This is a genomic window from Pseudomonas sp. GW821-FHT01A09 (assembly GCF_058986725.1).
On the sequence record NZ_JBYSWB010000016.1, the window covers coordinates 87854 to 104908 of the forward strand.

The 17055-nt window shown below is 63.0% G+C and carries 15 protein-coding genes; 3 read left to right on the forward strand and 12 right to left on the reverse strand.

The genetic code is table 11. The annotated features are described in order from the left end of the window. Window positions 1-181: 181 nt before the first annotated feature. The gene (locus tag AC3WJP_RS18580) at window positions 182-802 is read right to left on the reverse strand and encodes an energy transducer TonB (RefSeq protein WP_493722030.1); all 621 of its coding nucleotides are present in this window, start codon (window positions 800-802) and stop codon (window positions 182-184) included. A gap of 105 nt (window positions 803-907) precedes the next feature. On the opposite strand from AC3WJP_RS18580, the gene AC3WJP_RS18585 reads away from it, so the two are divergent. Continuing rightward, a complete protein-coding gene (locus tag AC3WJP_RS18585) occupies window positions 908-1690 on the forward strand; it encodes a class I SAM-dependent methyltransferase (RefSeq protein WP_493722031.1) in 783 nt (260 codons plus the stop codon). On the opposite strand, the gene AC3WJP_RS18590 is transcribed toward AC3WJP_RS18585, so the two are convergent. The 7 genes from AC3WJP_RS18590 to dapE all read right to left on the reverse strand — a co-directional run bounded on the left by AC3WJP_RS18590 (window position 1680) and on the right by dapE (window position 9605). Then, window positions 1680-3164 (reverse strand): hypothetical protein, encoded by a 1485-nt coding sequence (locus AC3WJP_RS18590; RefSeq protein ID WP_493722032.1) that lies wholly within the window; start codon window positions 3162-3164, stop codon window positions 1680-1682. The two genes, AC3WJP_RS18585 and AC3WJP_RS18590, sit on opposite strands and share 11 nt — an antisense overlap. 179 nt (window positions 3165-3343) lie before the next feature. Beyond that, window positions 3344-4033: a DUF4197 domain-containing protein gene (locus AC3WJP_RS18595; protein WP_493722033.1), complete on the reverse strand. Its 690-nt coding sequence runs from the start codon at window positions 4031-4033 to the stop codon at window positions 3344-3346. A 70-nt stretch (window positions 4034-4103) separates the two neighbouring features. Beyond that, window positions 4104-4502 (reverse strand): YbaY family lipoprotein, encoded by a 399-nt coding sequence (locus AC3WJP_RS18600; protein WP_493722034.1) that lies wholly within the window; start codon window positions 4500-4502, stop codon window positions 4104-4106. A 42-nt stretch (window positions 4503-4544) separates the two neighbouring features. Beyond that, on the reverse strand, window positions 4545-7043 hold the full coding sequence (plsB, locus tag AC3WJP_RS18605) for a glycerol-3-phosphate 1-O-acyltransferase PlsB (RefSeq protein ID WP_493722035.1): 2499 nt from the start codon (window positions 7041-7043) through the stop codon (window positions 4545-4547). A gap of 200 nt (window positions 7044-7243) precedes the next feature. Then, complete coding sequence (locus AC3WJP_RS18610; protein WP_493722036.1) at window positions 7244-7621, reverse strand: hypothetical protein; 378 nt, start codon at window positions 7619-7621, stop codon at window positions 7244-7246. A gap of 23 nt (window positions 7622-7644) precedes the next feature. Next, a complete protein-coding gene (locus AC3WJP_RS18615; RefSeq protein WP_493722037.1) occupies window positions 7645-8454 on the reverse strand; it encodes a putative RNA methyltransferase in 810 nt (269 codons plus the stop codon). Further along, window positions 8454-9605 carry a succinyl-diaminopimelate desuccinylase gene (dapE, locus tag AC3WJP_RS18620; protein WP_493722038.1) on the reverse strand — a complete coding sequence of 384 codons (1152 nt, stop codon included), beginning with the start codon at window positions 9603-9605 and terminating at the stop codon, window positions 8454-8456. The genes AC3WJP_RS18615 and dapE overlap by 1 nt, the downstream gene beginning before the upstream one ends. A gap of 193 nt (window positions 9606-9798) precedes the next feature. Here dapE and AC3WJP_RS18625 point away from each other — a divergent pair, with 193 nt between their 5' ends. Beyond that, window positions 9799-10446, forward strand: a complete 648-nt coding sequence (locus AC3WJP_RS18625) for a DUF1120 domain-containing protein (RefSeq protein ID WP_493722039.1) — start codon at window positions 9799-9801, stop codon at window positions 10444-10446. 45 nt (window positions 10447-10491) lie between these two features. On the opposite strand, the gene AC3WJP_RS18630 is transcribed toward AC3WJP_RS18625, so the two are convergent. Then, complete coding sequence (locus tag AC3WJP_RS18630) at window positions 10492-13083, reverse strand: glycosyltransferase (protein WP_493722040.1); 2592 nt, start codon at window positions 13081-13083, stop codon at window positions 10492-10494. Window positions 13084-13354: 271 nt separating this feature from the next. Between AC3WJP_RS18630 and tcdA the strand changes: the two genes are divergently transcribed. Continuing rightward, complete coding sequence (gene tcdA / locus AC3WJP_RS18635) at window positions 13355-14152, forward strand: tRNA cyclic N6-threonylcarbamoyladenosine(37) synthase TcdA (RefSeq protein WP_493722041.1); 798 nt, start codon at window positions 13355-13357, stop codon at window positions 14150-14152. A 176-nt stretch (window positions 14153-14328) separates the two neighbouring features. Here tcdA and AC3WJP_RS18640 read toward each other — a convergent pair whose 3' ends face one another. Genes AC3WJP_RS18640 through dapD form a run of 3 tightly spaced genes read right to left on the reverse strand, consistent with a single transcriptional unit; the run spans window position 14329 to window position 17031 of the window. Next, a complete protein-coding gene (locus AC3WJP_RS18640; RefSeq protein ID WP_493722042.1) occupies window positions 14329-14742 on the reverse strand; it encodes a SufE family protein in 414 nt (137 codons plus the stop codon). Next, the gene (locus AC3WJP_RS18645; protein WP_493722043.1) at window positions 14739-15944 is read right to left on the reverse strand and encodes an aminotransferase class V-fold PLP-dependent enzyme; all 1206 of its coding nucleotides are present in this window, start codon (window positions 15942-15944) and stop codon (window positions 14739-14741) included. The genes AC3WJP_RS18640 and AC3WJP_RS18645 overlap by 4 nt, the downstream gene beginning before the upstream one ends. Window positions 15945-15996: 52 nt before the next feature. Continuing rightward, entirely contained in the window at window positions 15997-17031 is a 1035-nt protein-coding gene (gene dapD, locus AC3WJP_RS18650; protein WP_493722044.1) for a 2,3,4,5-tetrahydropyridine-2,6-dicarboxylate N-succinyltransferase, read from the reverse strand. Between the last annotated feature and the right edge of the window lie 24 nt (window positions 17032-17055).

Below are 17055 nucleotides of genomic sequence, written 5' to 3' on the forward strand. Positions count from 1 at the left end.
CAACTCGCTGGAGGGCGCGGTTTTGTTGGGTAGCACCAGATTGGGTGAGAATATCTGCGCCCCGAAACAGTGCTCACGCACCAACCTGTGGCGAGGGGGCTTGCCCCCGATCGCGGTGGGTCAGTGGCCTATCAGGTGGCTGACATACCTCATCGGGGGCAAGCCCCCTCGCCACAAGAAATCAGGCGGCGATGCGCAGGTTCTCGAGCACCACCGGGCGCGCCCAGCGCTGGTCGAAATCCAGTTCGCTTTGCTGTTTGGCCAGGGTGGCGGCGTCGAAGGGGGCGGGTGCGGCGGGCAGCAGGTCGGTTTCGAATTCGGCGATCGGCAGGAACAGCGGACGTGGCGCAGGGCCCTGGCTCGGCTCGGGCAGTGCCTGGCCCTGGCTCATCACCAGCGGGCGGCGCCAGCTGACATCGGTGTCCAGATGCGTCTGCTGAGCGACGATTTCGCTGCTGCTGAACGGCGTGGCGGGGGTGGGCAGCAGGTCCAGATCGAACTCGGCGATCGGCAGGAACAGCGGCTCGGGCGGGCGTACTTCGGTGTCCTGGACGTTGCATTGGCGCTGGCTGACGATCTGCTCGAGGATCTGGCTGCCGGTGATCGGTTCGCCTTCGCTGCTCACCGCAGGCTCTGCGCTGTAGGCCCCCAGTGCGGTATCCTCGCCGCCCTGATCCGCCATTGCCCGGGCAAAGAAGTCTTGCCACAGATGGCTGACGCCGCCCAGTGCCTGGGTGTTGTGCAGGTTAAAGTCGTTGAAGGGCGACAGATAACCAATGGCGTTGGATTGGAGTTGGGTCATGGCAGTCGGGACCGCGAGGCGCTGGATTCTGGGGCAAAATACCCGGACACAATGCTTATCGGCGGCGCTGGCCGATCTTTTAATTTTTTTTCGAGAAAGCGATTCATGTCAGAACCCCAGGCCCCGAGCCGAATCCAGGTGCAGGCGCTGAGTGCCGTTTGTCAGCCACAGGCCGAACAGTGGGCCCAACGCCTGGGCTTGCCGCTGCAACTCGATGACCCTGAGTTCGCCCTGCAAGCCACCGAGCAGGGGCTGCAGTTGCAGCAACTGGGCCCGCAAGCGCCGGGCGCGGTGCGTGTGGATTTCGTCGAGGGCGCGGTGGCCCACCGGCGGCTGTTCGGCGGTGGCAGCGGGCAGATGATCGCCAAGGCGGTCGGTATTCAACCGGGCGTTCGCCCGCAGGTGCTGGATGCCACCGCGGGGCTGGGCAAGGATGCGTTCGTGCTGGCCAGCCTCGGCTGCACCCTGAGCATGATCGAGCGCCAGCCGATCATCGCTGCCTTGCTCGAAGACGGCCTGAGCCGTGCGGTGGGCGATGAAGAGGTGGGCGCTATCGTTGCGCGGATGCGCTTGCTGACCGGTAACGCCATCGAATTGATGCGCGGCTGGCAGCAAGAGCCGCCCCAGGTGATCTACCTCGATCCGATGTTTCCTCATCGCGACAAGAGCGCGTTGGTGAAAAAGGAGATGCGCCTGTTCCGGCCACTGGTGGGCGATGACATGGATGCCCCGGCGTTGCTCGAAGCCGCCTTGGCGCTGGCCAGCCACCGGGTAGTGGTCAAGCGACCGCGCAAGGCGCCGTGCATCGAGGGGCCCAAGCCGGGTCATGCGCTGGAGGGTAAATCCAGTCGGTATGACATCTATCCGAAAAAGGCGCTCAAGCCCTGAGCGTTGTTTCAGGGGGAGGGACGGATCCGCCCATGGCGCTCATTTCCGCGATAAGGATGTTCAGTCGGGTGCCTTCGATTTGTTCGTTTTGCAGCCGGGCGGCAATCGTCTTGTAGGCTTCCCCGAAAGTAACCTTCGGGTCTTCCAGCAGCGGTGCCGATTGGATTTTATCAAGGACCGGGTGCGAGAAGGTTTGGCAGAACGACTCGATATCAGCGGCAACATCGCTAGAACCGAACGTGCCGTTATTTTCGATGATTTGATAGATCGCCCTATCCCGTCGCTCAGGCGTCAGGTTGTTGGCATCGAACTGCGCACTCAGGGGATTGTTCAGTTCGCCTTCCTCGAACGGGGGTGTCGCCAGCGTGAACGGCGGGAATTCCTTGAATACATCCACAGTGCTGGTCAACTTGCTGCACAGGGCAAGGCCGGCTTCGCTCAAGTTGCCGTTATCCTGAAAGAACGTTGCACCAAACCCTGCGGGGTCGTCTGCCGCGCAGTTTTGCAACAGCGTGTAGGTTTGCGGTGCCTGCTTGTGTATCGATTCGTCGGTCGGGCGCGCTAGGCCCGCCAGGTTGTTGCGCTGGGTATCGCAGATGGACAGTGTATAGGACATGGCGATGAGGTCGTCCGCCGCTTCACCCCGCTGTGCCGGCAAGGTATTGCCACGCAGCATGCTTTCGATGGTCGTTCCCAGCCCCGCTTTCTCCGGACCTGCGGCACCCATCAAGAAGCTGAAGGCGGTGCCGGATGGAATCACTGCCCCCGCCACTTTGAGCAGCGCAGCCTGTGCTTCGGGCGTAGCGCCTGCGGCATCGGCGACAGTGGCCAGCGCGGCGGCGGTCGCGATCTCGTTGAGGCCCCAATGTTCGCTGTTGCCGACACCCATGCCATGGGCGTCGAGGATCTGCACATGGTCATGGAAATACGCCAGCATCTGTGCCAATTCCTTGTTGGGGTCATCGGCGAAGAAGTGGCTCACATCGCTTCTCATCTCTCTGGCGTGGCCCATTGCGCCGTTTGCATGCGATGCCTTGTGGTAGGAAAGCTCGAGGTCATTCAGCGCCCTGTCCAACGGCGTATTTGCGAGATGATCAAGATGGCTGTCGAACCTGCCGGTTATGGCCTTGACCGCGTCCTGAGCCAAGTGGAGATCATCTCTCGTGACGCTGCCTAACAGGTTATTGGTCAGTTCGCGCACCACAGAGAATTTGTCACCTGCGCCCGCATCCTCCGCGATCTGCAGCAAAGTAGTCAGGTGGTTGGCCATGACGAGAGACATCTGCGATGAGTCGTTTGCAAGGTTGCAGATGTTCGAGAATTTGGCCTGGCAAAATTCAGCCAATGATTGCTGATTCGCAAGATTGAGGGCTTGAAGCGCATTCGGTAGGCGCGCCGTAGCAGAGGCGGGAATGGGAGGTGGGGAATCTGGCTGGTAGGAAATTGTGTGCGAGGTGGCGGAGGCAACGTGCATAACGCTCTATCCATTCATGAATTGAACGCGCCAAGATATTGAGCTCTGCCTTTCTAGACTTGCATAAAACGGCTCTACCGGTGCCTGAAGCGTTGGGTGTTCCTATTATCAGACGATCCCTTGCGGCGGTCTGAGTAAGGGTGGCTATACCCGCGACGGGTAGCGCCACCTGCATCGGCTTACAACGCGCTAAACACCTTCTTGGCCAGACTGGTCGCCGCCGCGGCCGGATTCTGGCGAATCGTTTCTTCCTGCTGAGCAATCATCTTGAACAGCCCGTCCAGGGCCTTCTCGGTGACGTAGCCCTCGACATTGGCATCCTTGGAATCGACCACGCCCAAGGCGGCCGCCTTGCCCGCGAAGCTGTTGTACTGCTGCGCCAGGCCGACCTTGTCGGTGGCCTGCTTGACGATCGGCAGGAACTTGGCGCGGATCTTGTCGCGGCTGCTGGTGTTGAGGTACTGCGTGGCCGAGTCCTTGCCACCGGTAAGGATACCCTTGGCATCGGTCACGCTCATGTTCTTGACCGCATCCACCAGGATTGCCTGAGCCTGAGGCACCGCCGCTTCGGCGGCCTGGTTCATGCTCGTTTCGAGCGAGTCGACCTGGCTGCCCATGCCAAGCATTTTCATCTTGTCGGCGACCTTGCCCAGCTTGCCGGGCAGGCCGATGCGTACGTCCTTGTTGTTGCTGAAACCACCTGGTACGCCGAGCTCCTTGACCGCCACCTGGGCGCCTTGGGTCAGGGCATCCTTGAGGCCGCCATTGGCATCGCCCTGGGACAGGCTGGACAGCGACAACGCAAAGGCATTGGCGCAAATGAGCAGGCCAGCGCAGAGGCCGGCGACGGTGGCGGTGCGACGAATCATGGGCAACATCCTTTCAGAGTGACGGGATCGCAGGCGCCCTGCGATCGCTGTTGTAGAGGGCCGAATCGGGTCAGCGCAAGGCATCGACGCGAATACGCAGCGGCACGGGGTCAGTGCCATCGAGCTTGACCCCATTGTGCTCGGTACTGATGAACAGCAGTTTGCCGTCCACTTCGATGCGCGCGCTCACGGCATAGCGATGGCCAGACTGCACCTTGGCCGGATCGTATGGCAAGTGAAACGCCAGAGGCACCTGGCCGTTGACCGGCCCGCTCTGGCGCGCCAGCACCACGGCCGGGGCATCGGCCAGGGACACATCCTGCAGCGTCACGCTGAGGATCGCGGTCGGCGGCAGTGCCGAACGCTGCAGGTAGAACACTTCGCCGTTGAGCTGGTGTGACGGGGCCGGATGCATGCTGGCGCAGGCGCTGAGCAAGGTGCCCAAAAGGGCGAGGGTGAGTCGTTTCAAAGCGTCTTCCTTATACGGGGTGAAAGCCACTCGCCTCGGGCTTCAAGGCGAGTCGATGATGGCCAGGTCGGCTGCGTCCTCGTGACGGTGCAAGGCGACCTGGCGGATAGAGAGGCGTATGTCCGGGGGCAGCACGCGTTTGGCCGCGCCTTCGGCCAGTTCGCCAAGCATCTCGTGGTAGCTGAGCTTGCCGTCTTCGCCGCGGCGTACCACGCCGACGTCCAGCAGGCTCTGGATGAAGTGGCGGAACAGGCTCTTGTCGAAGAACTCCGGAGCGTTCAAGCCATGCAGAATCGACAGGCGCTGAGCCATGACCGTGCACAACTCTTCGAGCTCCTCGCTGGTGAGGTTGCTCTGGCCGGCGTTGAGCAGCAAAGCGATGGCCATGTAGAAGCGTTGCAGCGTCTGGGCGATGGTGCGCGACAGCAATGTCAGCAGCACGAAGTGCCGCGAACTCGGTGCCGGGCGCAGGTACAGGTCGTTCTCCAGGCGCAGCAGGCCGTGCTCGACGAACGCCGCCAGCCACTGATCGACCACGGCGTCCAGCTCCATGAGGTCCCAGCGAATGAACAGCTCCTTCTGCAAAAACGGATACAGCGCCTTGGTGTAGCGCAGGATCTGCTCGCGATTCATCCGCGATGAGCTCTGGAAGAAGCTCGCCAGCAGCGCCGGCAGGGCGAAGATGTGCAGCACGTTGTTGCGGTAGTAGGTCATCAGGACGGCGTTCTGCTCGTCCAGATAGTAGATCTTGCCCAACGCATCGGCCTGTTCGGCCAGCAGGTCCATGCTTTTGACATGCTCGATCAGGCTGCGCGCGTCACCCTCGGGCACCGTGGTATGCGGCGAGTAGGGCACCTGGCGCAACAGGGCCAGATACAGGTCGAGCACCCGAGCCAGGGCTCGTTCATCCAGCGCCAGGCGCGAGGTGGACAACAGTGCCAGCGCCACCAGGTTGACCGGGTTCACCGCCGCCGCTTCATTGAGATGGCGTGCCACGGTTTCGCCCAGGCGGTGGGTGGTCGCGTTCAGCCACTCGGGTTTGAACTGCGGCCCCAGCTCCTGCTGGCGCCAGCCCGGCTGCTCGTGTTCGAGAAACTCTGCCAGCCTGATCGGCTCACCGAAGTTGACCGCCACCTGGCCGAACTTCTGCTTGAGCGCGCCGATGACCTTGAAGATGTCGAAAATCGACTCCTTCTTCTTGCTCGCCCCGCGCAATTCGCCCAGGTAGGTGCGACCTTCGAGTACGCGCTCGTAGCCGATGTACACCGGTACGAAGACGATGGGCGTGCGCGAGGAGCGCAGAAAGCTGCGCAGCGTGATCGCCAGCATGCCGGTTTTCGGTTGCAGCATGCGCCCGGTACGGGAGCGCCCGCCTTCGACGAAGTACTCCACCGGAAAGCCCTTGGTGAACAGGGTGTGCAGGTACTCGTTGAACACCGCGGTGTAGAGCGGGTTGCCCTTGAAGGTGCGGCGCATGAAAAACGCTCCGCCACGGCGCAGCAGCGCACCGATGACCGGCATGTTGAGGTTGATGCCGGCGGCGATGTGCGGGGTGGTCAGGCCGTTGCGAAACAGCAGATAGGACAGCAGCAGATAATCGATATGGCTGCGGTGGCAGGGCACGTAGATGATCTCGTTGCCTTGGGCGATGTCCTGCACCCCCTCGATATGGTTGACCTTGACGCCATCGTAGATCTTGTTCCAGAACCAGCTCAGCACCACTTCGAGGAAGCGGATGGCGGTGTAGGTATAGTCCGAGGCGATCTCGTTGCCATAGCGCAGCGCCTGGGCTTCGGCCTTGGCGAGCGGGATGTTCTGGCGTTCGGCTTCCTCGCTGATGGCCTGGCGGACCAGCGGATCGTGGACCAGGCCCTTGACCAGATTGCGCCGGTGGGAGATATCCGGGCCAATGACGGCGGTCTTCTGATTGCGAAAGTGTACGCGCAGGGTGCGCTGGGCCAGGCGTACGGTGCGCTCCTGGCCCTTGTTGTGGCCGACCAGTTCGCGCAGCTGGATGGGCGCGGCGAACTGCACCCGGGTCTTGCGCCCGAGAATGAGGATGGTCACCAACCGGCGCAGCCGCCCGGTGACTGCCCAGCTGTCGGCGAACAGCAGCTTCCAGGGGCTCGACTCGCTGGCGGGCGACTGCCCCCAGAACACACTGACCGGTACGATCTGCGCGTCCTGGCTGCTGTCCTCGATCAGCGTCTTGACCAGCCGTTCGAGGGTCGGCGGCGCCCCGCGTTTATCCTGCCGGCCCAGCCAGTCGGGGGCCGGCGTCAGGTAGAAATAGGCCATCGGCTCCATCTGCGTGCCGACCGCTACCGGCAGGACCGGGCGTGGCAGGTTGGCCTTGGTGCACTCGCGATCCACCACCGCCAGATCGCTCACCGACGGCGACTGCAGCACGTAGAACGTAGGCCGGCTGCGGTCCAGGTTGAGGTTGAACGAAGACTGGTTGATGGTCTCGGAACGGACCCACAGGTATAGCAATCGGCGCAGGGTACCAAAGAAGAGACGGCGCAGCGGTGATCGGGTCATACGGCTTCTGCGTGATGGATTGAGCGCGGGCTCGGTCTTGTCAGTGTGACCTATCAGGCCCGCTTGGGCAAAAAAGCGCTCAGCCGGCGGGCTGCCGGACGGCCAGACTGAGGGCGTCGCACACCCACTGGTTGATGCTCTTGTGGGAAGGGCAATGTAGGAAATTTCGCGGCGCAAGGCGTGCGCCGCGCAAAGGGCGATCAGGTGGTACGCCAGGTGATTTCTTCTTCGCCATCGGCGCTGATGCGGATCCAGCGGTCGGCGTCGTCTTCGCCCTCTTCCTCGACCCAGGTGCCAGGGGCGCAGCGGACTTCGACCTGCAGCGCGGCGTAGGCGGCGCGGGCGCAGGCGATGTCGTCGTCCCAGGGCGTCTGGTCGCTTTCAAGGAACAGGCTGTTCCACTTGCCCACGGCCTTGGGCAGCCAGGTCACCGGTACGGCACCCGCACGGCATTTCCAGGTGTGGCCTTTTTGCACCCACTCGCTGCAGGTGCCCAGGGCGGCTTCGAGCCAGGCGGTAATGGCCTTGTGGTCGACGTCGGCGTCCTTGAGGTAAATCTCGATATCCGGTTGGCGCATGGCAGGGCTCGCTGAAGCAGGAGTTAGTGTGCGACGAAATAATCGTATCGCATGGAAACAGTGACCACGAACGGCTTGGCCTGTTCGATCACTGCGGCACGACGTTCGGCACTGGCACGCCAGCCGTGAGGCGTCATGGCCAGCAGATTGGCACGCGATGGCCCGTCGATCAGCTTGAGCTTGAAGGTCAGGGTTTCGCTGTGATCGAGCTGCATGCCGGCCGGCACCTGGGCCAGGTGTTTGTCGTCGATGTATTCGCGCACTTCATCATATAAAGCCTCGCGCAGTTCCATCAGGTGACCGCTGGTCGGGCCCACACGCATCAGGCCGCCGCCCGGGCTGAGCAGGCGCTTGGCCTCGTTCCAGTCCAGTGGGCTGAATACGCTGGTGATGAACTGGCAGTTGGCATCGGCCAAGGGCACACGGGCCATGCTCGCCACCAGCCAGTTGACCGAAGGCGCGCGTTTGCAGGCGCGCTTGACCGCTTCGCGTGAGATATCCAGGGCGTAACCGTCGGAGCGGGGCAGGGCTTCGGCGATTTGCGCGGTGTAGTAACCCTCGCCACAGCCGATGTCGAGCCAGCGTTGCGGCCAGCGTTTGGCCGCCAGTTCAGCCAGGCGCGCGGCAACGGGGGCGTAATGACCCTCGTTGAGGAAGTCGCGGCGAGCCTCGACCATCGCCAGGTTGTCGCCTGGGTCGCGGCTGTTCTTGTGCTGTACCGGCAGCAGATTCAGGTAACCCTGGCGTGCGCGGTCGAAGCGATGGCCGCTGGGGCAGACCATGCCGTTTTCGGCCTTGGCGAGCATGGCCGTGCAGAGGGGGCAGGTGAGCATCAGGCGAGCAACTTGATCAAGGTGTGATAGTAGATTTCGGTCAGCACGTCGAGATCGCTGGCCAGCACGCGTTCGTCGACCTGGTGAATGGTGGCATTGACCGGGCCCAGTTCGACCACCTGGGTGCCCATGGTGGCGATGAAGCGGCCATCGGAAGTCCCACCGCTGGTCGATGGTTGCGTATCGCGGCCGGTAACCGCCTTGATGCTGGCCGATACGGCGTCCAGCAGATCACCCGGTTCGGTGAGGAATGGCAGGCCGGACAGCGCCCAGTCGATGTGCCAGTCCAGGCCGTGCTTGTCGAGGATGGTGGCAACGCGCTGCTGCAGCCCTTCGACCGTGGACTCGGTCGAAAAGCGGAAATTGAAGATCGCCGTCAGTTCACCCGGGATGACGTTGGTGGCGCCGGTACCCGAATTGAGATTGGAGACCTGGAAGCTGGTCGGCGGGAAGAAATCGTTGCCGTGGTCCCAGTGTTCCGCGGCCAGTTCGGCCAGCGCCGCAGCGGCCAGGTGGATCGGGTTTCGCGCCAGGTGCGGATAGGCCACGTGGCCTTGCTTGCCGCGCACCGTCAAGGTCGCGCCCAGCGAGCCGCGGCGGCCGTTCTTGACCACATCGCCGACCAGGGTGGTGCTCGACGGTTCGCCGACGATGCACCAGTCCAGCCGCTCGTTGCGCGCCTTGAGGCGCTCGACCACGGCCTTGGTGCCGTGATGGGCCGGGCCTTCTTCGTCGCTGGTGATCAGAAAGGTAATTGCGCCGCGATGGTCGGGGTAGTCGGCCACGAAGCGCTCGGCCGCCACCACCATGGCCGCCAGGCTGCCCTTCATGTCGGCAGCGCCGCGGCCGCAGAGCATGCCTTGTTCATCGATCAGGGCATTGAACGGCTCGACCTGCCAGGCGCTGACCGGGCCGGTCGGCACCACATCGGTATGGCCGGCGAAGCACAGCACCGGGCCCTCGGTATTGCCATGGCGAGCCCAGAAGTTGTCGACATCCTCGATGCGCATAGGCTCCAGCGCGAACCCGGCCGCGCCCAGGCGCTGCATCATCAGCTTCTGGCAGTCGGCATCGATTGGCGTCACCGAAGGGCGACGGATAAGGTCGCAGGCAAGTTGCAGGGTGGGGGACAGGTCGGCGGGGGCCGTCATGGAAAGACTCCGAAAGCAGGATCGAGGGCGCATAAAGGCCGCTATCTTAAAGCAAATCGGGGTAGGGCGCAGGCGCCAGTTGGTCTGCCGGGGAGCTGTGTCCCGGTTCACCTGGGAGGCGCACTCCCGGCAGTATGCGGGTCGGGATGCGCAAGTGTCCCTCCCTCTTGTCTTGGTAAAGGAATGAAAAGATATGAAAGCGATAATCCCGTTGTTTGCCGCCAGCCTTTTGTGCAGTACCGCTGCGCTGGCTTCGTCTGCCGTGGAATTCAGCGTGGTGGGCAAGATCACCCCCGGCGCCTGTTATCCGACCTTGAGCGACCATTCAGTGGATTTCGGCGAGATCAAGGTCACTGAACTTGAACGTCACACCGCTACCCTGCTCGATCGCAAGCGCCTCAGCACCCTCGATATCAGCTGCGATGCTGCCACCCTGTTCGGTGTCCGCGGGGTCGATGACCGTGCCGGCAGTGTCGGTAACCATTGGTATGACTCGGCGTATGGTTTGGGGCTGACGGACCGCGGCGAGAAAATCGGCGCACATTACGTGGAGGTGCACCCTGATCTATCGACGATAGATGGCATGGCGGTATACACCACCTACAGCGACGCCCGCGGCCAGCAGTGGGATTATGCTGGAGACGAGCCAAGCGCCATCCCCAATGACGGGCGTTTGCTGGGGTTCACCAGCAAAAGCGGTTCCGGCAACGGCCCTGTCCCTATCAAGAATGCCCGCTTCGGCTTGAACCATTTTGTGGTGGTGGCACCCGCCAGCGAGCTGACGCTGACCAGTGAAGTGCTGCTCGATGGCAAGGCGACTATCGAATTGATCTATCTGTGATCCGTGCTCCGGGGAGCGTTGCGCTCCCCGAACACCTGGCCAGCATTATTTGGCTTCAGCCGGCTCCACCTGCAGCAGCGGACGAGGTTGCGCCGACAACAGCGCCATGATCAACGCTGCCAGATACGGCAGCGACTGCACCAGCAGCATCGCCACCCAGAAGCGCATGTCCGAGCTCGGCAGGCCCTGCACCAGGCAGATACCGGCCGCCGCGCCCCACAGCAAAAGCATGATGAACAGCTCTTCACGGGCTTCCGAAACGGCCACCCAGAAGCCATGGCTGTCGGCGTTCTTTGGCGTGCGGAAGAACGGGATGGTGGTGGTGAAGAAGCCGTACAGCACCGCCTTGGCGATGGTATGCGACAGCGCCAGGCCGGCCAGCGCTGCGGCGAATGCATCCTTGAGGTTGACGCCCACGGCGCGGCGGTACAGGAAGATGATCTTGCCGACCTTGAACACGAACAGCGCCAACGGCGGAATCGCGAAGATCATCAACGGCGGATCGACCCGATGCGGCACGATGATCATCGCCGCCGACCACAACAGCGCACCGACGGTGAAGAAGATATTCATGCCGTCGGCCACCCACGGCAGCCAGCCCGCGAGGAAGTGATAACGCTGGCCGCGGGTCAGCTCGGTATCCTTGCCGCGCAGCAGGCTGGCGGTGTGGCGCTTGATGATCTGGATGGCGCCGTAGGCCCAGCGGAACCGCTGTTTCTTGAAGTCGATGAAGGTATCCGGCATCAGGCCTTTGCCGTAGCTCTCGTGGTGATACGCAGCGGACCAGCCCTTTTCGAACACCCGCAGGCCCAACTCGGCATCCTCGCAGATACACCAGTCGGCCCAGCCCAGCTCCTCGAGGACGCTGCGGCGGGTCATGGTCATGGTGCCATGCTGGATGATCGCATCGCGGTCGTTGCGGGTGACCATGCCGATATGGAAGAAGCCCTTGTACTCGGAGTAGCAGAGCTTCTTGAAGGTACTTTCGTCCTGATCGCGATAGTCCTGCGGGGACTGTACGATGGCGATCTTGGGATCGGCGAAGTGCGGCACCATGTGCTTGAGCCAGTTGCGATGTACGCAGTAATCGGAGTCGATCACCGCGATCACCTCGGCATCCTTTGCGGTGTGCGGCAGCAGGTAGTTGAGGGCTCCGCCCTTGAAGCCGGCCAGCGGCGCAACGTGGAAGAACTTGAAGCGCGGGCCGAGGGTTTCGCAATGTGCCTTGACCGGCTCCCAGACGGCCGGGTCCTTGGTGTTGTTGTCGATCAGCAGCACTTCGAAGTCAGGGTAATCCAGGGCCGCGAGGGCGTTGAGGGTCTGTTTGACCATCTCCGGTGGCTCGTTGTAGCACGGCACATGGATCGAGACTTTGGGACGATAGGCGCTGTCGGTCTCGTTGGGCAGGAATTCCCGACGGCGCTTGTGGGTCCACACCGCTTCGGCCAGTTCGTGGGCCTCGGTCAGCAACACGATGAACACTCCCAACGCCCCGAGCGCCAGCAGGAAGCCCACCGTCAGGCTGAACCAGGTGCTGTATTGCTGGCTGTAGTCGTAGCCGATCCAGACCAGCACCGAGCCGCACAGAAAGGCGATGAACGTCAGGAAGGTGCGACCGCGCTGGCGCAGCGCCGAGCCGTCGATGAGCATCAACGCCAGGGCCAAGGTCGCCAACACCGCCGAGCCGATCGCCAGGACCCGCCACTGCGGAATGGCGACGATCGGGCCTTCGAAATTGAATTTCTGTTGGCGCTGGGCGTTGAACACGCCCCAGTACGCGCCCACCGAGCCTTCATCGCTGGCCTTCCACGGCTGGTCGTAGGCTTCGATCACGAAGTAGTTGTAGCCGCGACGATTGAGGGTGTTGACCAGATTACGCAGATAAATGGCCTGATCCGCAGGCGATGCATCGGCTCCACCGCGCATGCGGCCATTACTCGGCCAGCCCACTTCGGAGAGCAGCAGCGGCTTTTTCGGGAACATCTTTTTCAGCTCATGGGCGCGGTCGAGCACGAACTGCTGGGCATTGCCCACCTTGATGAACTCCCAATACGGCAGGATGTGCGCGGCGATCAGGTCGACGTGCTTGGCCAGCTCCGGATTGTGTTCCCAGATGTGCCATTGCTCGGAAGTGGTGACCGGCACCTTGACGGCGGCCCGGACACGATCGAGATAGTCGGTCAACTGCTTGACCGTGACTTCCTTGCGAAACAGCGCTTCGTTGCCCACCACGACGCGCACGACGCTGCGAGTACTGTTGGCCAGCTCGATGACTTTGGCGATTTCCCGCTCGTTACGCTCCAGATCGGTGCCGATCCACGCCCCCAGGGTCACGCGCAGGCCGAACTCTTCGGCCAGGCGCGGGATGTCTTCCTGGCTGCCGTCGACCGAGTACACACGGATGTGGTCGGTCAGTTTGCTCATTTGTTCGAGGTCCTGACGCATTTCTTCGTCGGACGGGTACACGCCTTTTTGCGGGTTCTGCCCCAGGCGGAACGGCGAGTAGGAAAATCCGGAGATCTGATCCGGCCAGTCGGGTGCTGACACCGGACGGTTGATCAAGGCCCAGAAGCCGGTGAACAGCGCGGCGATTGCCACGATCACCACAAGGTTGAGACCAAATTTACGCGATGACATAGGGTGTTCAGGTTCCGATAGGGGGAACGGGCGATTTGAGATGCGCGAATCCTACGCAGGCGTTGTAGGACTGTATAGGTATAGCCTGTAGGACATTTCTCTGATCGAGATTCGCGGACGAAGTTCGCTGTAGCGGGGGGGCTTGCCCCCGAAAACCCGCCAGCGCTATTCAAGAGGCTGATACACCGCAATCGGGGGCAAGCCCCCTCGCTACAGGGACGCTGCACGCATCCCCATGTATACTGCGCGCCGAATTTCGAGGGCCCGAACCATGACTGAACAAGATCCCCGTTTTGCCGGCATCGCCCGTTTGTACGGCGTGCAAGGCCTGCAACGCCTGCGTGATGCCCATGTGGCGATCGTCGGTGTCGGCGGTGTCGGCTCATGGGCGGCCGAAGCCATGGCCCGTAGCGGCGTGGGGGAGATCTCGCTGTTCGATCTGGACGACGTTTGCGTCAGCAACAGCAACCGTCAGTTGCATGCGCTGGCGGACACGGTCGGCAAATCCAAGGTCGAAGTGATGGCGGAACGCCTGCGGGGGATCAACCCCGATTGCGTGGTGCATGCGGTGGCCGACTTCGTGACCCGCGAGACCATGGCCGAATACATCACTCAAGACATGGACTGCGTGCTCGACTGCATCGACAGCATCCATGCCAAGGCGGCCCTGATCGCCTGGTGCAAGCGGCGCAAGATCCTCATCATCACCACCGGCGGCGCGGGCGGGCAGATCGATCCGACGCTGATCAGGGTGGGAGATCTGAACCGTACCTACAACGATCCGCTGGCGTCCAACGTGCGCTCGATGCTGCGCCGCGATTACGGGTTTTCCCGCAATGTGACCCGGCATTACAGCGTCCCTTGCGTGTATTCCACCGAGCAGCTGCGTTATCCGCTGCCCGATGGCAGCGTGTGCCTGCAGAAGGGGTTCGTTGGCGAGGGCGTCAAGCTCGACTGCGCCGGTGGCTTTGGCGCGGTGATGATGGTGACCGCCAGCTTCGGCATGGTGGCGGCGTCCAAGGCGGTGGAGAAGATCGTCTCCGGCTCGCGGCGGCCGTCAGAGCGCTGAGGTTTTTGCGCAAACGGTGGCGATCTCTGCACCTGTGGGAGGCTTGCCCACGAAGGGGCCGGCACAGGCACTCTGCGGTGTATCAAATCGGGCCTCTTCGCGGGCGGGCCCGGCTCCCACAGGTGTACGGCGATCCAGCGTGGGAGCAACGCTTGCGCGCGAAGAGGCCCCCAAGCCTAGCGACCATCTGCCAGATACTCACGCATCCGCTTGAGCACCGCATGCATGCCATTGCTGCGTGAAGGTGACAATTGCCGAGCCAGGCCGAGCTCGGAGAACCAGCGCGGCATGTCGAGCGCTTCGACCTCGGCGGCGCCCAGGCCTTCGATCCGTACCAGCAGCAGGGCCAGCAGCCCGCGGATCAAGCGCGCGTCGCTGTAGGCCGCGAATTGCCAGCGCCCATCTACGACCTCGGCGCTCAACCACACCTGACTCTCGCAGCCATGCACGCGGTGCTCGTCGCGCTTTTCGGTGTCGCTCATGGGGGCCAGGCGTTCGCCCCACTGCATCAGCAACCGCGCCCGTTGCTCCCAGCCGGGAGCCTGTTGGAAGGCCTGCAAGGCCTGCGCCGCAGCGTCCGGCAGGATCATCGAAGCATCTCCAGCGCTTTGTCCAGTGCCTCGAAAAAACGCTGCAGGTCGTCGCTGTCGTTGTACAAGGCCAGCGAGACCCTGATCGCGCCCTGCAAGCCCAAACGCTTGAGCAATGGCATCGCGCAGTGATGGCCGGCGCGCACGGCGATGCCCTGGTCGGTCAGCAAGTGGGCGAGATCGGCGTTGTGCACGCCGTCAACGGTGAAACTGGCCAATGCTGCTTGTGGATCACCGAGTACGCGCACACCTTCGCGGTCGTGCAGGCCGCGCAGCAGTTGGCGATGCAGGATCGCCTCATGGGCCAGCACCGCCTTGGTATCCAGAGCACCCAGGTAGTCGAGGCTGGCGCTGAGGCCGATCACGCTGGCGATCGGCGGCGTGCCGGCTTCGAACCCCAAGGGCGCCGGATGAAAGCTGGCCTGGTGATAGTCGGCGATATGCACCATTTCGCCGCCGAACTGCCAGTGCTGCAGCCGGCCCAGGCCGCGGCAGCTGCCGTACAGGGCGCCAAGGCCGTCCGGACCATAGAGCTTGTGGCTCGAAAACACGTAGAAGTCACAGTCGAGTTGCTGCACGTCGTGCCGCCCATGCACGACGCCCTGGGCGCCATCGACCACAGTCAGTGCGTCTTGGGCACGGGCCATGGCCAGCAGCGAATCCAGCGGCTGCCAGGTGCCGAGCACGTTGGACAGCTGGCTGACGGCCAGTAAGCGGGTGCGCGGGCCGATCAGGGCGGCGGCGCTGTCGAGGTCGATGACCCCGGCGGCGGTCAGCGGCAAGATCACCAGCTTCAGGCCGCGGCGTTGTGCCAGTTGCTGCCAGGGCAGCAGATTGGCGTGGTGCTCCAGGGCGCTGATGGCGATTTCGTCGCCGGGGCGAAACTCGTTCTCCAGGCCATAGGCCAGCAGGTTGAGCGCCGAGGTGGCGCCATGGGTGAAGATGATCTGGCTGGGGCTCGGGGCATTCAGCCATTGGCCGATCTTTTCCCGGCTGCCTTCGAACGCCTGGGTCGCCATGGCGCCCGGCAGGTGTTGCGCACGGTGCACATTGGCGGCGCCGTGGCTGTAATAGTGAGCAATCGCGTCGAGCAGGGCCTGGGGCTTTTGCGTGGTGGCAGCGCTGTCCAGGTAGGTCTGCTGCTGGCGTTGCAAGGCGGCGATGGCCGGAAAATCGGCGCGCCAGGGAGAGGGCTGGAACATGGGTATGGGCTCTGGCAGTCGGGGCCGCCCGCTGGCGCCCCCGATGCGCCACTTAGTTGTGAGCGTGCAGTGCTTCGTTCAGCTCGATGGCCGACTTGTGGGTCTTGCATTCCACAGCGCCGGTTTCCGAGTTGCGACGGAACAGCAGGTCAGTCTGGCCGGCCAGGTCGCGAGCCTTGACCACTTTGACCAACTGATTGTTTTCGTCCAGCAGGGCCACTTTGGTGCCAGCGGTGACATACAGACCGGATTCAACGGTGTTGCGGTCGCCCAGCGGGATACCGATACCGGCGTTGGCGCCGATCAGGCAGCCTTCGCCGACCTTGATGACGATATTGCCGCCGCCCGACAGGGTGCCCATGGTCGAGCAACCGCCGCCCAGGTCGGAACCCTTGCCGACGAACACACCCGCCGACACGCGGCCTTCGATCATGCCAGGGCCTTCGGTGCCGCCGTTAAAGTTGACGAAGCCTTCGTGCATGATGGTGGTGCCTTCGCCGATGTAGGCACCCAGGCGCACACGGGCAGCGTCGGCGATACGCACGCCGGCCGGCACCACGTAATCGGTCATTTTCGGGAACTTGTCCACCGAGAACACTTCCAGCAGCTCGCCCTTGAGGCGTGCTTCGAGTTGACGCTCGGCCAGCTCGCCCAGATCGATGGCGCCTTGGCTGGTCCACGCGACGTTCGGCAGCAGCGGGAAGATACCGGCCAGGCTCACGCCGTGCGGCTTGACCAGGCGGTGCGACAGCAGGTGCAGCTTGAGGTAGGCCTCGGGGGTGGAGGTCAGAGCGATGTCTTCGGCCAGAATGGTGGCGACCAGTGGGCGATGGCTTTCAGCCAGGCGAGTCAGCAGCGCGGACTGGCTGGCGTCGACGGTCTTCAGCGCTTCGGCCAGTTGCGCGGCCTGGGCGGTGGTGAAGGTGATGGCCTGGTTGCCGCCAGTGTAGTCCAGCAGCGGGGCGATGGCCTGGATCAGGTCGCCGGGCGGGTTCAGCAATGGCTGTGCGTAGAACACTTCCAGCCAGGTGCCGTTGCGGTTTTGGGTGCCGACGCCGAAGGCCAGGCTGAATGGAGTGGTGGACATGCAATTACCTCGTTGCAAGTGAAA

Bases quoted from the DNA above. Each gene is read 5' to 3' on its own strand.
- AC3WJP_RS18580 (WP_493722030.1), bottom strand. From the start codon at position 802: ATGACCCAACTCCAATCCAACGCCATTGGTTATCTGTCGCCCTTCAAC.
- AC3WJP_RS18585 (WP_493722031.1), top strand. From the start codon at position 908: ATGTCAGAACCCCAGGCCCCGAGCCGAATCCAGGTGCAGGCGCTGAGT.
- AC3WJP_RS18590 (WP_493722032.1), bottom strand. From the start codon at position 3,164: ATGCACGTTGCCTCCGCCACCTCGCACACAATTTCCTACCAGCCAGAT.
- AC3WJP_RS18595 (WP_493722033.1), bottom strand. From the start codon at position 4,033: ATGATTCGTCGCACCGCCACCGTCGCCGGCCTCTGCGCTGGCCTGCTC.
- plsB (WP_493722035.1), bottom strand. From the start codon at position 7,043: ATGACCCGATCACCGCTGCGCCGTCTCTTCTTTGGTACCCTGCGCCGA.
- AC3WJP_RS18610 (WP_493722036.1), bottom strand. From the start codon at position 7,621: ATGCGCCAACCGGATATCGAGATTTACCTCAAGGACGCCGACGTCGAC.
- AC3WJP_RS18615 (WP_493722037.1), bottom strand. From the start codon at position 8,454: ATGCTCACCTGCCCCCTCTGCACGGCCATGCTCGCCAAGGCCGAAAAC.
- dapE (WP_493722038.1), bottom strand. From the start codon at position 9,605: ATGACGGCCCCCGCCGACCTGTCCCCCACCCTGCAACTTGCCTGCGAC.
- AC3WJP_RS18625 (WP_493722039.1), top strand. From the start codon at position 9,799: ATGAAAGCGATAATCCCGTTGTTTGCCGCCAGCCTTTTGTGCAGTACC.
- AC3WJP_RS18630 (WP_493722040.1), bottom strand. From the start codon at position 13,083: ATGTCATCGCGTAAATTTGGTCTCAACCTTGTGGTGATCGTGGCAATC.
- tcdA (WP_493722041.1), top strand. From the start codon at position 13,355: ATGACTGAACAAGATCCCCGTTTTGCCGGCATCGCCCGTTTGTACGGC.
- AC3WJP_RS18640 (WP_493722042.1), bottom strand. From the start codon at position 14,742: ATGATCCTGCCGGACGCTGCGGCGCAGGCCTTGCAGGCCTTCCAACAG.
- AC3WJP_RS18645 (WP_493722043.1), bottom strand. From the start codon at position 15,944: ATGTTCCAGCCCTCTCCCTGGCGCGCCGATTTTCCGGCCATCGCCGCC.
- dapD (WP_493722044.1), bottom strand. From the start codon at position 17,031: ATGTCCACCACTCCATTCAGCCTGGCCTTCGGCGTCGGCACCCAAAAC.